This window comes from Campylobacter sp. JH32 (assembly GCF_017846535.1).
Classification (GTDB): Bacteria; Campylobacterota; Campylobacteria; order Campylobacterales; family Campylobacteraceae; genus Campylobacter_D; species Campylobacter_D coli.
Genome location: NZ_JAEQBS010000015.1, coordinates 1 through 15,085, shown reverse-complemented (window position 1 = coordinate 15,085; position 15,085 = coordinate 1). Strand labels below are relative to the sequence as shown.

Sequence of the window (15,085 nt, the reverse complement as noted above, 5' to 3'; positions counted from 1 at the left end):
TAAGAGAACAAGAGATTAAAACCTTAGCTAAGACTTTAAAACCTGATGAATTTGGTATGCTTCCTTTTATAGATGAAATTATGGGAGTAGATTGGGTGATTGATTATAATAAATATAGAATTGCTCGCGATGAATTTGGAAGTATGTATAAAGCCTTAAGAAGTGATATAGTTGAGGGCAAGATAAAAGATCCAAGGGATATAGATTCTACTTATGAAAGCAGAAGAGAATTTGATCATCATAGGGGAGGGTATTATAATGGCATGGTAAATGCTTATGGTTATGATATTCCAAATGATCGGAGTGAAGAAAGTGCACAATTAAGAATAGATTCTATGATATTAACTGCCAAATTAGCAGCCCTCACTCCTCCTCAAGGCTATCCTAATGCACCTTATTATTTTACCCCTGAAAATCTAGAATGGTATTATAAAAGACATAAGCTTGATAGACTCCTTGATCCAAGAATTCCTGCTATTTATAGATATAATTTTCCGCAAGAACTTCGAGCTAAAATACTAGCTTATGCTAAAGAGCATAATATAAAAGAGTAAAAATCACTCAAAATCTTTAATATACTTTTCCAATGCTTTGATGGTAAGATTTTCAAAAAGAATCTTATCTTCTTTGATATTGTTTTGTATGGCAGCTTCAATATATTTAATAAACATATTTTCTTCCATTTCTTCAAATATTGGAGTATATAATTCTTTTGCGATTAGGCTAAGGGCTAAAATATTGATCAATCTTGTGGATTTGATTAAGGGTATATTATTAATAATACTTTCAAAATCTTTGATACTAATAGAAGAATAATCTTTATTTAATTTAGAGCTTTGTTGTTTTGTTTTAATATCTTTTAAATTTTTTACCAAACTTTTTAAAACATTTTCATATTCTAATGAATTTGGATTTTTTTGAATTATTTCTTTTAAAAAGCTATCATCTGCCTTTTCTTCTTCGATAAATTTATAATCATTATTTTCTAAAATCTCTTTTAACTCTTTGTTTTTGTCAAAATTTATACTTGTTTTTCCTCTAGGTTTAATTTCAATTTCATCAAAATGATTGCGTTTTTCAATATCTTCTAAGTATTTTTTATTTTCTTTAATGCTTGCTTCAATGCTTTTTGCATCCACAAATCTAAATTCTAAATTACCGATTTTAAAAATATCGCCTATGCTGATTATTATTTCATAGCCACTTGGCATTCTAGAAAAGGACTTATTATAATAAATGTCAGAATCTTCAAAAGCCGCAATTGTAAAAGATCCTTCTTCATAAGATACTATGGCATGGGTGTTTTTGATTTGTTCTAGTTTATCTTGAATACGAAAAGTGCAATCATCACCGCTTCCTATAGTTCCACCCTTTGTGTTAAATACAAATGTTTTAGAACCACTAATACATTCGTCATAATTCTCAATAGCAATTCCTATTTCTTCTTTTTCTATCATTGTTTATTTACCCCTGTAATATTTTCTACTATTTTAAGATTATTTAAAATATAAACTATATTATTTAATTCACTAGCACCGTTAATAATTTCAAAGTCAAAATATAAGTTTTTATTATTGTTAAATATAATGCTGTATATAGAATTACTTTTATTATCTTTTATAAACTTATACCATGCCCATTCTCCTTTATATGATTTTGTATAATTTAAATTAGGATTAGAGTAGTTATAGGCTGTAAAATTTAAACTTGTTCCATTATTGAATTTTTCTGCTACAATTTGTAGGGTTTGATTAAGAGTATGATCGTATTGGATATTTTTATTATCATAGCCAAGCTTTATAAAGGAAAAATCCGCACTTAAATCAAGGCTTTGAATAGTAAAATTAACTTTTATATTATCATTACCATTTAGTATGAGACTAGAGAGATTGCCTGCATTGGTGATAAAATCTAAAAATTCTTTAGAGAAATTTAATTTTGAAGCAAATTGAGAATTGATAGAATAGTTATTTTTTCTTTTTACTAAAACATTGTTCAAGTATTTTTTATAAAAACTATTTAATGTCCCATTTCTTCCAAAAAATGTTTTAAAACTATCCATACTAAGATCTGCTACACTCTCATCATTAAAAGGATAATATGGTGCAATATCATTAACAAATGGATTATACACTTCATTAATCCAAGCAGTATTAAATAAAGAAATACCATGATTTTCTATAAAATTCCACGAATAATTAGAAAGCTGACTATAATATCTCTCTAAATCATTAGGTAATTTTTTTATGTTCATTTGAAATACAGCAAAAGGATCATTGGCATCTTTATTGCCTCCAAGAGCATATGAAATTTTTTCTTCAGCGCTTTGGTTATTATTAGAACTAAAATCTATAATTTTATTGGACATATTTGTAATACTTGTATTAAGAATATCTAATATTTTTTCATCATCAGTGCCTTTGCCCACTTCTATATTACCAACACTCAAAAGTGTATTTTTGTTTACTAGCTTATGATATTGTGTGAAAGCATTGCTTACCCCAATAAAATTTGATCTAATTTCCCCAGCATTTAATCCTAAATTGTAGGCTTGAGTTAGTAAAACTGCATCATTTAAATTTGTATTAGAACTAACAATTTTTAACAAAGAATATAAAGGGTTTTCTTTTTTTGATAAGATATTAAGCTCATTAAGCATTGCCTCTTTGGTATTATACCTAACAGGTTGCAATGAAGCGAGTAGATTTTGCCAAGCATTTTGGTATTCACTTAAGTATAATTTTAAAATACCCATAGTCAAAGTGTTTTTATTTTCTTTAAAATTGTTATCTAGCATCCAAGATTCAATATTGATTGCGGTGTCAACTTGTTGATTTAAATCATTTAAAAAGTCCATCATACCAACTTTTGTATATATTTTATCTATAGAAGTTATTTGAGAATTATTTGAAAATACACTATTTGCAGCAAAACCTAAATCCTCTTTTATAAGATATTTTTCTTTAGGTTTATCGCTATTTAAAAAATTAAGAAGAATGTAAATTCTTTGAGTTCTACTTATACTCTCAAGTTTTCTTTTTCCTGTATGTATACTGTTTTCATCTTCTGTAAAAGATTTAAGATTAAATTGTTTAAGCTCATCCACCCCTTCTAGAAAGTCATCTTTAGAGATTGAATACTTACTTAAAGTATTCCAATTCTCGTTAATCCAAATTTTTAGTATTTCTTTATTAAAATATTTTTGTTCAAACAAAGATCTATACATATATAATGTTTTGATTAAATTTTCTTTATTTGTATCGGTAAGTAAAGTATATTCCATTTCTTTTAATAAAGTATTTTTTAACACATCTTCATTCAGTTTGTAATAAAGTTGTTTAGCTTCTTTAAATCCTTTGTATGAGAGATTTAGATTTAAATATTGAAATATATTATTATCTTGCCAAAGTTCAGGATAAGTATTTAAAATATTTCTCAATTCAATTAAGAAGTCAGCTTTTTGTTTAATATTTAAATTTTGATAATCTTGATCTTTAAGAAGCAATTGTAAAGATCTTAAGGTGTTTTGGCTTTTTTCGAATTCTTTATTGTTTTTACTTATAAAATAAGAAGATATAGCATATGTTCCAAAGCTTATGATTAAAATTATCATTAAAAAAGATAATTTTTTAGAATAAGATTTCATAGTGCTTAAAGAATAATCTGTAAAAATTAAATCTTCGAGCAGTGATTTAACAAAATAGCTTTGTTTATTATGTATAATATTGGATTTTGATAATACTTTTTTGCAGTTATATTTCTCACATATGGCATCGAGTAAGAAATTTCTAGGAATATTTTCTTGATAGGCACTAACAAAATAAACTCCTCTAAGATAAGAATTATTTTTAAGCTTATTTTCTTCTTGCACTTCCAAAATAAAAGTCTTTGCTAATGCAAATAAATTATCAAGTTGTTTTAAAAATAAGTAGCTTTTATTTTTATTTTCTATATTATAAATATGGGAGTTTTTACTCATCAAGGAACATAATAATGAATCACTTAATTCTTTAAATTCATTATTTAAAAATTCTTCACTTAAGATTTTATCAAAAGATAATCCTAAAATTTTATCTGAAATTTTTTTATCGAAAATATCAAAATACTCTTTCATGCCTTCGATCAAGTCGAGTTTTGAAAAAACTATATAGATGGGCAACTTTAAATTCAAAGTTTTTTCACATTCGTTTACTCTTTTTGTTAGATATCTAATAAGATTTTTGGAATACTCCTTAGGATTATTTAAGAAAAGGACAGTATCAACAACTAAAATAATTCCATTTAGTTTGCTATGAAAAAAATTTTTATTGAGAAAAGTAAGGAATTTTTTCCATATATTTTTTTTAATTAAAAAATCTCTATTTTTATCTATATCATCTTCGGGTATTTCATCGCTACTTGTAGGCTTAAAAAATTCTTCTTGTGAAAAATAGTTTCCTTCTGTATCTAACAAAGCGCCTTTTTTTGATACATAAAGTGCAAAATTTCTAGTAGACTTATGGAATTTTTTATAAGACTCTAAACTATCGCTAAGTGGGTATTCGATGTCAGAATAATTAATAAAAGTGCTTTTTCCAGCCCCTTCATTTCCTATGATGATAATTAAGGGTAAATTTTTTGTTTTTAAATCATTCTTCCATGTTTCTTTGGCATCTTTAAGAGATAAAAAGAAGTTTCTTTTAGATTTGTAAATGAACTCATCAGCTTCTTTTTTTAGGACTTTAAATTTTAATCTTTTTTCACTTTTTAAAGAAGATATAAAATTTATAATAGGCTTTAATAAAAAAAACAAAAAAACAATAAGCCAAATTATCAAAATAATACTAAATCTTAAAAATGAACTACTAAAAATATATATGTCATTAAAAGCTACTAAAGAACCCCAAAACCAAAATAAAATACTCAAAAGAAAAATACAACAAAGCAAAAAAGCAGTTATAAATAATCTTGATTTCACAAAATCAAATATTTTTTTAAACATCATTATTCCTTAGTAAAGTAAAAACAAATTAATATGCAAATATTTTGCAAAAATTTAATAGATTAAGATTAAAATGATACAATTTTGAATGTTAAAAAAAATTAAAGGAGTTTTTTTATGGCTGAACCAGCGTTTATAAAAATTGAAGGTTCCACACAAGGTTTGATTTCAAGCGGTGCATCTACTGAAGCGAGTATTGGCAATAGATATAAATCGGGTCATGAAGATGAAATCATGGCTCAAGAGGTATCTCATATTGTAACCGTACCTGTTGATCAGCAAAGCGGACAACCTTCTGGACAAAGAGTTCATAAGCCTTTTTCTTTTACTTGCTCATTAAATAAATCTGTGCCTTTGCTATATAATGCACTTACCAAAGGAGAAAGACTTCCAACAGTCGAAGTTCATTGGTTTAGAACCGCAACAAGTGGCGGATCTGAACATTTTTTTACTACAAAATTGGAAGATGCAATTATTACAAATATTGAATTAATAATGCCAAATGCGCAAGAGTCAAGTAATCATGATAAAACCGAGCTTTTAAAAGTTTCAATGAGCTATAGAAAAGTAGTTTGGGAACATACTGCTGCTGGAACTAGCGGAAGTGATGATTGGAGAGAGGGCAAAGCTTAATTATAATTTATCTTAAATAATCCTGACTAAAATACATAATTATAGTTGGGATTGTATCGTGAATTATATCCATGGCATAATTATGATACGACCTTATACTTATTTGTACTAATAATTTGCATAATTAAAGCTTGTTTTTATATTATTTTTATCCTTTTATAGGTTTTACATTTGATTTTTATTCTAGCAGTAAAACAATTTTTATTTAATTTTTACTCATAACAAATAAATTGATATTTAAAAATTTAGTATATTTATTCTATATGTGTTAAATTTTTTATCAATACGGATATATTATTATCCACTTTAAGATTATTAGTTTCTAAATTGAAAATTGAATAGCTTAATACTCCTAATATAATCAATACTGGCACAACGATAATAAGTTTTTTAAAATACAATCTTATAAATTTTTGCCAAATATTTTCTTTCAAACCAGTTTTATATGCTTTATTAAAAGCTAACTCTTCTTCTATCTTATAAACCGGTTTTAAAGATGTGGCAATATTATTGCAAAAATGAATTATTTTTTCATCTCTATCCTTAGTCTCATTATATTTTCCTTTATAACCAAGAATTAAACAAGCATAGATAAATTCCAAAAAATCTTTAAACTTAAAAGGGTTATTAATCCAAGATGATGCAATATCATAAAAATTATTTCCGCCTAAAGTTTCATCAAATAACCTTACAGTTAGAGTATTGTGAGCCCAAAAATTAATAAAAAGTTCATTTTTCATTAAGCTTTCATCTATAAAGACACAAAGACAATATTTGAATTTAATAATTTCTTTTTCATCATATTCTTTACATATACTTAATTTAGCGGTTATATCTAAAATTTTATTAATCAATGTTTCTCTAAGTTGATTAATACTACTTGTATCCATAGAGCTTATTTTTGAAAGTCTATAAGAAAGCAAAAGCAACTCCAAAGAATAATCAATAATTTTATTGTTTTTTAAACCATCAAAATCTGAATCAAGAAGTAAGCTTAATGCCTTTTTTTCTTCATTTATTTCTTTCATTGAAATACCGCCCACATTATAATATCAGGGTTTTTTATATTGTTGGTCAAGTACATACTAATGATACTTTCATTTTTAAAATCTTTAAACAGTTGATCTCTTTTATCTAATTTATAATAAACATAACCATTTAAATAAGGAATGCTAGATGGAACATTAGGTACTTGATCTACATTTAAGCCCTCAAGCTGAGTTGCGACTATATTTTTAATTTTACTTTGAGTATGTATCTTGCTTTGAATTTTAAAATTATTAAGTAGATATTCTGTAGTAACATCTGCACGAATTGCGAAATAAATTTCACTTTCTTCTAAAATTCCCGAATTATCAAAAATAAAATCATAAAAACCATTGCCATTAATACTGGTCTTAGCTATAAAATATTTAGGGCTTGTGATTTTAGAAAATAACAATCTTAGATTATTCATCATATTTAAAAAAGTATTATAAAGATTATCGTGTTTATAAGGAATAAAATCTAAAAAAGATTCTTCGTTGCTAAAAGCTGCAAGCTCTCCTTGAAATTCTAAAAATTTTTCGTATAAAAATTCAGGATGTATTTTATCTTTTTTTAATAGATGTGAAAATATTAAATACCATTTTTTTAAAAGATTAAGGGATAAAAAAGTGCTAAAATCCAATGTATTTTTTGTTTGATCGATTCCTTTAAAAACATTAGATAGAACTTTTTTATGTTGATTGATTGAAAAAATAATTTCTTCCAAAAAGGATCTTATGGTAGATATTTTGCTGATATTTAAGCAAGTGGGTATAAAATCACTTTCTAATTCAATTTTTTTATTGATATCAATATTTTTAATTTTTGCAATTGGTAATTCAAGTTCATCAGGAGTTGAATTACCTAAAATGCCAAGTTTTAGTCTTAAACTAGCAAGAAGTAAATCTTTTTTCTCTTGTGTAAAAGTCAGATTTTCAAGTTCGTACTCATCTTCAATTTTGTCCATTACATTAGATTTTGAATCATCATAATTTCTTAAAGCAATACTATTTCTAAGACATATAAACTTTGAATTTGGAAAAGTATTTCTTAAAGATAAATCAGCAATATCAGTAACTCCGATAGGAATTTTTAATACCACAACTGAATCAATTAAAGATTCATAATTGATTTCAATAGGCTCAGGCAACAAATCTTGCTCAGGTGCATTAAAAATGCTTCCATCTTGTGCGATACCTGAAATTTTAGAAAGTGCAATTTTTCCTTGCAATAACATCTCTTGAGAAAATTCCAAGTCTATTATTCCATATAAATTACTATATATATTTATAGTTTTAAGATCTATATTTCTATTAAAAAATCTTTCTTGCTGCTCAAAATGGGTTTGTCCAATATTAAGTCCATCAAACCAAGCAACTTTTAATTTATTTGCCATATATTATTCCTATTTAATTCTTTTGATACCTTCTTTGGATATTTCAAATTTTAAATACTTATTCTTCCCAAACCCATTTGCATCTTCGGTCTTTGCCCATATTTTTGTTGTTTTTTTTGTATTATTTGCAAATAATACAAGAATGCCTACATAAGGAACCTCTTCTTCATCTACTTTAACCGCGATAATATTGTCTTTAGGTGCAATTTGCGTTTTAATAGAATCAAGTTTATCCTTGCCTAGTACCCCCTCTTCTCTAGTAGCCAAATCTATATCACTTGCTTCTTCAAATTTTTTAATATCCTTAAGTTGATATACAATAGCCGTAACAGGAACATCATCATGTCTATTATTAAGATTGGAATTCTCTACATTATTTATCTTAACACTAACAACACTTGAGCAAGCGCAAAAGAATAGTGGCAATAAAAAAAATAAGCTTTTTTTACAAAACATGAAACTAAAGTATCCTTTCTATCTTAGAATATATAATTTATGATTAATTGAGTAAATTTTTTAAAAAATTAACATAATATTTTTTAAAATTTAATTATAATGAGGCAAATTTTTGGAGGAATTAAATGTATTTTTGTGATCAATTGAAAAATAATTTAGATGAACTACAAGAATTTCAGTTACTTGAAGATGAGATGTCAAAATATAAGACTTTAAACCATGAAAATATTTCTTGGGATAAAGTTTATCAATATTCTCAGTTTATATTATTAAATCATTCTTTAGATTTTAAAATTTGCAACTATTTTCTTTTATCGTGTTTTAATTTAAACAATGAAGAATGCTTTGAAAAGCTTTTGCTTCTTTTTCAACATTTAAAAAAACTTATAGATGAAAATAATGCTTATATATTAGCTCAAAAGCGAAAAATTCAAAATTTTATTCAAAATTTTATTCAAGAATACAATAAAACAAAAGTGCTTATATCATCTGAGATTGTTAATCAATTTATTACTTTATTTTCCGAATTTGAAAATTTACTATCTTGCAATTTTGCAAAAATTGAAATTGCTCAAGTTGCACCACAACTTCCAAAATCTCCTGTAACTCAAGTATCTGTAAACATTAGAAGCGATAATATTAACTCTTTAAACGAGAGAGAATATAAAAATTTTTATCAAAAACTTGCATTTGAGCTTTTGGAAGAGGATGAAAATAATCTCAATATCTACGCTTTATTCACCCAAGCAATGTGGGGAAAAATCAGGTGTTTGCCTGAATGTAATAATGAAAAAATTACTAAAATAAGAAAACCTGATGCAGATATAATTCGCATATTACTTTCTGATAAAGAAAATGATATAGAACATATTAAATGTTTTATGCATGAACTTATTTTAAATCCTTTTTGGATAGAGGGTGTACAACTCTTTTGTGATTTTTTAGAAAAAAAGAAAAAAAATAAACAATTAGACATTCTTATAATATTAACAAGTGATTTTATTTCTAAATTTGATACTATTGAACTTCTCCGTTTTCAAAATGGTGATTTTATCTGCAAAGAAGAAGTTTATAAATATTTTGTTAAATCCAAAGAAAATAAAAAAAGTTTTTTTTCAAGTAAAAAAACTGACAAAGAACATACATTACAAGATTTTGAGCAAATGCTGATGAATATTGATAAAGAAAATTTTAATAATTCTATTATGAATAATATTAATTCCTTGCTAGATATGGTAAAAATTTTTGAATCAAAAGGAATGAAAAAGAACTCTAAAATTTTAAATATATACTTAGTAGAGTTAATGGAAAAAACTCTACTAAAAGATTATCTAGCCGAAGAATATGAAAACGCAAAAAATAAAATTAAATGATGCAAGATTAAATTTAGCAAATTTTAATATAATAATTAAGCTAAAATTTTTATTTTTAAGGATTTAAAATGTCAGATGGATCTCATGCTCCAAAGGAACGAATTAATATTACATATAAAGCTAAAACTAATGGACAAAATGAGGATGTGGAGCTGCCGTTAAAATTAATGGTAATGGCAAATTTAAAAGGAAAAAACGAAACCCCCTTAGAAGAAAGAGAAATTTTGCAAATTAACAAGATCAATTTTGATCAAGTTATGAGAAAACTCAATATAACAACGAGTTTTAGCGTAAAAAATACTCTTGGAACAGGAGCTGAAGAGCTTGATGTTAAGCTCAATATTGCTAGTATGAAGGATTTTTCTCCAGATAGCTTAGCTAAACAAATACCTGAGTTAAACAAATTATTGCAGCTAAGAGAAGCTTTAATGGCTTTAAAAGGTCCTATGGGTAATATTCCTGATTTTAGAAAAGCTGTTTTAGAAGCGTTAAAAAATGAAAAAACTAAAGAAAAGTTACTTTTAGAAATTAAACAAGAAGAGCAAGGAAATTAAAATGGCAAATACCAAAGTAATTGATACGCCAATTATTGAACAAATTATGGAGAAAAGCAAATACTCTAAAACTGATGAAAGTTATAGTATTGCCAAAAGAGGTGTTGCTGAATTTATTTCAGAAATTGTAAAAAGCGATAATGCCGAAGAAAAAATCAATAAATTTGCACTTGATGAAATGATAGCCCATATTGACCATTTACTCTCAAAACAAATGGATGAAGTTTTACATAATGAAGAATTTCAAAAACTTGAATCTACTTGGCGTGGACTTAGATTTCTGGTTGAAAGAACTGATTTTAATGAAAATATAAAAATCGACCTATTTGATATAACAAAAGAAGAAGCCTTAGAGGATTTTGAAAATAATCCAGACATCACACAAAGTATTGTTTATAAAAATATTTATTCTTCAGAATATGGACAATTTGGAGGAGAACCCGTAGGAGCAATCATCGGAGATTACCAACTTGGATCAGCAAGTCCTGATATGACTTTTTTAAATAAAATGGCTAGTATTGCAGCTATGAGTCATTCTCCCTTTTTGACATCTTTTGGACCAAAGTTTTTTGGGCTTGATGATTATTCTGAGCTTGCAAGTATTCAAGATTTACAAGGTTTGCTAGAAGGACCTCAATATACAAGATGGAGAACTTTTAGAGAAAATGAAGACTCTAAATATACAGGCTTACTAGTGACAAGATTTTTAGCAAGAAGCCCTTATGACCCTGAAGAAAACCCTATTAAAAGCTTTAACTATAAAGAAAATGTTCATGCTTCACATAATCATTTATTGTGGGCTAATTCTTCGTATACTTTTTGTACAAGATTAACAGAAAGCTTTGCTAAGTATAGATGGTGCGGCAATATTATAGGACCAAAAAGCGGAGGAACTGTTAGGGATCTACCTACTTATCTTTATGAAAATTTTGGAACTATACAATCAAAAATACCTACAGAAGTTTTGATTACAGATAGGAGAGAGTATGAACTTGCTGAAGCAGGTTTTATAACTTTAACATTAAGAAGAGATAGTAATAATGCAGCATTTTTTTCAGCAAATTCTCCATTAAAACCAAAGATATTTCAAAATACCCCAGAAGGTAAAGAAGCTGAAACAAATTACAGATTAGGAACTCAGCTTCCATATATCTTTTTAATTTCAAGATTGGCGCACTATTTAAAGGTTTTACAACGAGAAGAAATAGGGAGCTGGAAAGAAAGAAGCGATATCGAAAATGGTCTTAATGAATGGATTAGACAATATATTTCCGATCAAGAAAATCCACCTTCTGAAGTAAGAAGTCGTCGTCCATTCAGAGCAGCACAAGTGAAAGTTGATGATATACCAGGAGAGCCAGGATGGTATAAAATAGGACTAAGCGTCCGACCTCATTTTAAATATATGGGTGGTAATTTTGAACTTTCTTTAGTAGGAAAATTAGATAAAGAATAATAATGTCCCTGCTAGATAAACTGATCCATAATTTAGACGAGCAAAACATTCATATTCCATTCTATCAAAATGATTTTGAAGATGTAAAAAACAATATAAAGGTTTTGCTCAATGCAAAAATTAATGATTGTTATGCTGTAAAAAACTTAGGAATGCCTAATATGGCTGATATTAATCTTAACTCTAATGAATTATGCGTATCAATGGCTAAGGAAATAAGAAAACTAATTGATAACTATGAAAAAAGAATATGTGTAGTTTCTATCACTTATGATAATAGCTTAAGTCCTTGGCAACTTTCTTTTATTGTAAAATGTTTTTTTCAGGATGATCGTTTTAAAGAATTCAATATAGAAATCATCTTTAAAAACAATAGATATTGCGAGGTTAAATGAAGGATAATATTTTTTATTATCAAAAAGAGCTTGAATATCTATATGAAAAAAGAGAGTATTTTATAAAAAATTATCCAAAGTTAACACCATTTTTAGCATATGATAGCAAAGATCCTGATATAGAAAGAATTATTGAAAATTTAGCTATTTTAAGCTCTAAAATCCATCAAGAGCTTGATGAAAATATACCACACATTGCAGAATCTTTGATTAATATTGTTTCTCCAAATTATACAAATCCTTTACCTTCTTTATGCATGCAAGAATTTAAATTTGAACAAAATAGTAAAGAAAATAATTTAATTATTCCCAAAGGAACTCTTATTAAATCAAAACCAATAGACAAATGTGTTTGTGAATTTAAAACAGTATATGATGTTTATCTTTATTCTATCTCCATCAGCGAAGTTTTTATATCTAGTAAAAATCAAGATTATACTTTCAATTTAACTTTGCAAGTCAATAAGGCAGAAACAAAAATATGTGATTTGGGTTTGGAAAAAATTAATTTATATCTAGGCAATGATACCTATATGTCTAGTACTTTATTATTATACATGCATTCTTATTTAAAAGAATTAAAAATTCAAAGTTTAGATACTGATGAAGAATTTTTTCTTAATACCTATAATATTGAAAAAATAGGATTGAATCCAGATGAAAGTAGTTTATCTTATAATGATTTAGGCTTTGAAGCTTTTTCCTTACTAAGAGAATATTTTTTCATGCCACATAAATTTAATTTTTTAAGAATCAATGGTTTGGATATTTTAAATAATTGTCAAGGAAAGACAGTTAATATTGAATTTAAATTCTCTAAACCATTTCCTGCAAATTGTATTTTTAGAAAAGAATTACTTTCTTTAAGCATGACACCTATTATCAATATCTTTACAAAAAGTGCAGAACCTCTTATAAATAATCACAAAAAAGATAGTTATAGAATTTTTGTGGATAGAAGCCAACCTAAAGCTTACGAAATCATACAGACACTACAGGTTAAAGCACATAATAGTGAAGGCGGCAAAAGGTTATTAAAAAACTATAAAAGTTTTGAACGCTTTGAATTTTTAAAAGACAATCAAAAGGATTTTTATAGCGTAAATACTAAAAAGAATTCCAAAGGAGAGGTATTTAGCGAAATTTCTTTCTTTTCCTCTTATATAATGGATGAAACTATAAGTATTGATCTTTTGTGCTCCAATGGAGATTTACCTTCAAAATTAAAAATAGGTGATATTAATACCTGCGATCTAAAAGGTGTCGATACCAAAAATGTGGAAATTCCAAGCGAAACAAGAAGATGTAGTGTTGATGGTAATTTATTATGGAAGCTTGTTTCTGTGTTATCTTTTTCATATCAAACAATATTGAGCAAAAAAGCTTTTTTTGGTGTGTTGGAAAGCTATAGCTTTTTAGATAATCAATCAAATTGGAAGATTTATAAGCTTTTGCAAGAATCTATAATCGATATTCAAAGTAAAAGCACTTATTTAATAGATGAAAATATCACAAAAAAAGGGACCTTAGCTATTTTTAGTATTAAAGATTCGAATTTTTACACTTTAGGCGAGGTATATTTATTGGGATTGATTATATCTAAATTTTTAGCTTCTTTTGCTAGTATTAACTCCTTTTGTGAGTTAAAAATAAGATGCCTTGACTCAAAAGAAATTTTACATTACCCTGCTTCTTTTGGAAAAAAAGCTTTAATATGAATAATCTTACTTCATATAGTTTTTTTAAATTAATAAAAAAATTAGAAAAAGACTATGGAAGAAAGAATATATTTTTAAGAACAAATAAAAGTTTAAAACATCCAAATAAAGATATAGAAAAAATCATTTTTTCAGAACACGAACAATCAGTTATAGAATTGTTTATAAATTTCATGGGGCTACATGGAGTCTCTTCACAACTTCCTTCATTTATGCTAGATAAACTGTCAAGAAATGAAGATGGCGATCAAGGTTGGACTCTATTCTTTGATTTCTTTAATCATTATTTGCTTTGGATATTTTTTGATGTAATAAGCTTAAAAAATTATCCACGATCTTTTAATGAAAATTTTAAAGATTCTATTTCAAAAATTTTATTTAGCATGTTGGGAATTAAAGAATACGATATTGCAAAAAAATATTTACCATTTGCACCTTTACTACTAAGTTTAAGACGACCTAAAACACACATTGAAAGAGTTTTACAAGTCAATTTTAAACTTAAGGATAAATTATCAATTATTGAAAATTTACCCCATCAAATTTTAATTTCAAATTCGCAAAAAAATAACTTAGGAATAAAGAACAATATTTTAGGAAATAATTTCATATTAGGCGATAAATTTATCTCTTATCAAAACAAAATAGCGATCTATATAAAGGATATTTCATATCAAGAAGCGGTTAAATTTATGCCCAATGGAACCAAACACGATGATTTAAAAAATAGTATAATGTTTTTAACAAATAATGAATTTTGTGTTGATTTATATCTTAAAATCAACTATTCTTCAGAAATGAAGTTTGTGTTAGGAGAAGAAAATACTGCCAAACTTGGTTGGGCAAAAATTTTAGGTAATACGCAAAAAAAATATACAATAGTATATATGAAACTATGTGAATAAGCTAACACAAAAATATGTTTAAAAAAATCACAATCTCTCTTCACCCATAAACCATACCCTAAAATAAACTTTATTTTACCCACTTTATGCTAAAATAAATCACATAAGCTTATAGCTATTAATCATCAACAAACCCAAAAGGATCATCAATGTCCCTTAATTCTTATATGAGTCTTGATATTTTAAATTCTA

The 15,085-nt window shown here is 26.4% G+C and carries 12 protein-coding genes and 1 pseudogene; 8 read left to right on the top strand and 5 right to left on the bottom strand.

The features are described from left to right. Positions 1-554 (top strand): annotated as a pseudogene (locus KAR67_RS09035) (hypothetical protein); the annotation flags it as partial. A gap of 3 nt (positions 555-557) precedes the next feature. Here the strand turns inward: KAR67_RS09035 and KAR67_RS09030 are convergent. Next, on the bottom strand, positions 558-1,457 hold the full coding sequence (locus KAR67_RS09030) for an FHA domain-containing protein (RefSeq protein ID WP_002882780.1): 900 nt from the start codon (positions 1,455-1,457) through the stop codon (positions 558-560). Next, positions 1,454-4,981 (bottom strand): type VI secretion system membrane subunit TssM, encoded by a 3,528-nt coding sequence (gene tssM / locus KAR67_RS09025; RefSeq protein WP_060787628.1) that lies wholly within the window; start codon positions 4,979-4,981, stop codon positions 1,454-1,456. Before tssM ends, KAR67_RS09030 begins: the two co-directional genes overlap by 4 nt. A 117-nt stretch (positions 4,982-5,098) precedes the next feature. Between tssM and KAR67_RS09020 the strand changes: the two genes are divergently transcribed. Then, complete coding sequence (locus tag KAR67_RS09020) at positions 5,099-5,614, top strand: Hcp family type VI secretion system effector (RefSeq protein ID WP_002779662.1); 516 nt, start codon at positions 5,099-5,101, stop codon at positions 5,612-5,614. Between the two features lie 254 nt (positions 5,615-5,868). Here KAR67_RS09020 and icmH read toward each other — a convergent pair whose 3' ends face one another. Genes icmH through tssJ form a run of 3 tightly spaced genes read right to left on the bottom strand, consistent with a single transcriptional unit; the run spans position 5,869 to position 8,492 of the window. Further along, positions 5,869-6,642 carry a type IVB secretion system protein IcmH/DotU gene (icmH, locus tag KAR67_RS09015; protein ID WP_002790607.1) on the bottom strand — a complete coding sequence of 258 codons (774 nt, stop codon included), beginning with the start codon at positions 6,640-6,642 and terminating at the stop codon, positions 5,869-5,871. After that, positions 6,639-8,036 (bottom strand): type VI secretion system baseplate subunit TssK, encoded by a 1,398-nt coding sequence (tssK, locus tag KAR67_RS09010; RefSeq protein ID WP_060787629.1) that lies wholly within the window; start codon positions 8,034-8,036, stop codon positions 6,639-6,641. Before tssK ends, icmH begins: the two co-directional genes overlap by 4 nt. A gap of 9 nt (positions 8,037-8,045) precedes the next feature. Then, positions 8,046-8,492: a type VI secretion system lipoprotein TssJ gene (gene tssJ / locus KAR67_RS09005; protein WP_002779659.1), complete on the bottom strand. Its 447-nt coding sequence runs from the start codon at positions 8,490-8,492 to the stop codon at positions 8,046-8,048. 125 nt (positions 8,493-8,617) lie between these two features. On the opposite strand from tssJ, the gene KAR67_RS09000 reads away from it, so the two are divergent. The 6 genes from KAR67_RS09000 (at position 8,618) to tssG (ending at position 14,893) form a co-directional block, all read left to right on the top strand. Next, positions 8,618-9,865, top strand: coding sequence for a type VI secretion system domain-containing protein (locus KAR67_RS09000; protein ID WP_060787630.1), 1,248 nt, complete (start codon positions 8,618-8,620; stop codon positions 9,863-9,865). A gap of 68 nt (positions 9,866-9,933) precedes the next feature. After that, positions 9,934-10,419, top strand: a complete 486-nt coding sequence (tssB, locus tag KAR67_RS08995) for a type VI secretion system contractile sheath small subunit (RefSeq protein WP_002881833.1) — start codon at positions 9,934-9,936, stop codon at positions 10,417-10,419. 1 nt (position 10,420) lies between these two features. Continuing rightward, the gene (gene tssC, locus KAR67_RS08990; RefSeq protein ID WP_038836824.1) at positions 10,421-11,875 is read left to right on the top strand and encodes a type VI secretion system contractile sheath large subunit; all 1,455 of its coding nucleotides are present in this window, start codon (positions 10,421-10,423) and stop codon (positions 11,873-11,875) included. A gap of 2 nt (positions 11,876-11,877) precedes the next feature. After that, a complete protein-coding gene (tssE, locus tag KAR67_RS08985; RefSeq protein WP_038836822.1) occupies positions 11,878-12,270 on the top strand; it encodes a type VI secretion system baseplate subunit TssE in 393 nt (130 codons plus the stop codon). Then, positions 12,267-13,988: a type VI secretion system baseplate subunit TssF gene (tssF, locus tag KAR67_RS08980; protein ID WP_060793199.1), complete on the top strand. Its 1,722-nt coding sequence runs from the start codon at positions 12,267-12,269 to the stop codon at positions 13,986-13,988. The genes tssE and tssF overlap by 4 nt, the downstream gene beginning before the upstream one ends. Beyond that, complete coding sequence (tssG, locus tag KAR67_RS08975) at positions 13,985-14,893, top strand: type VI secretion system baseplate subunit TssG (RefSeq protein ID WP_002779653.1); 909 nt, start codon at positions 13,985-13,987, stop codon at positions 14,891-14,893. The genes tssF and tssG overlap by 4 nt, the downstream gene beginning before the upstream one ends. Positions 14,894-15,085 lie beyond the last annotated feature (192 nt).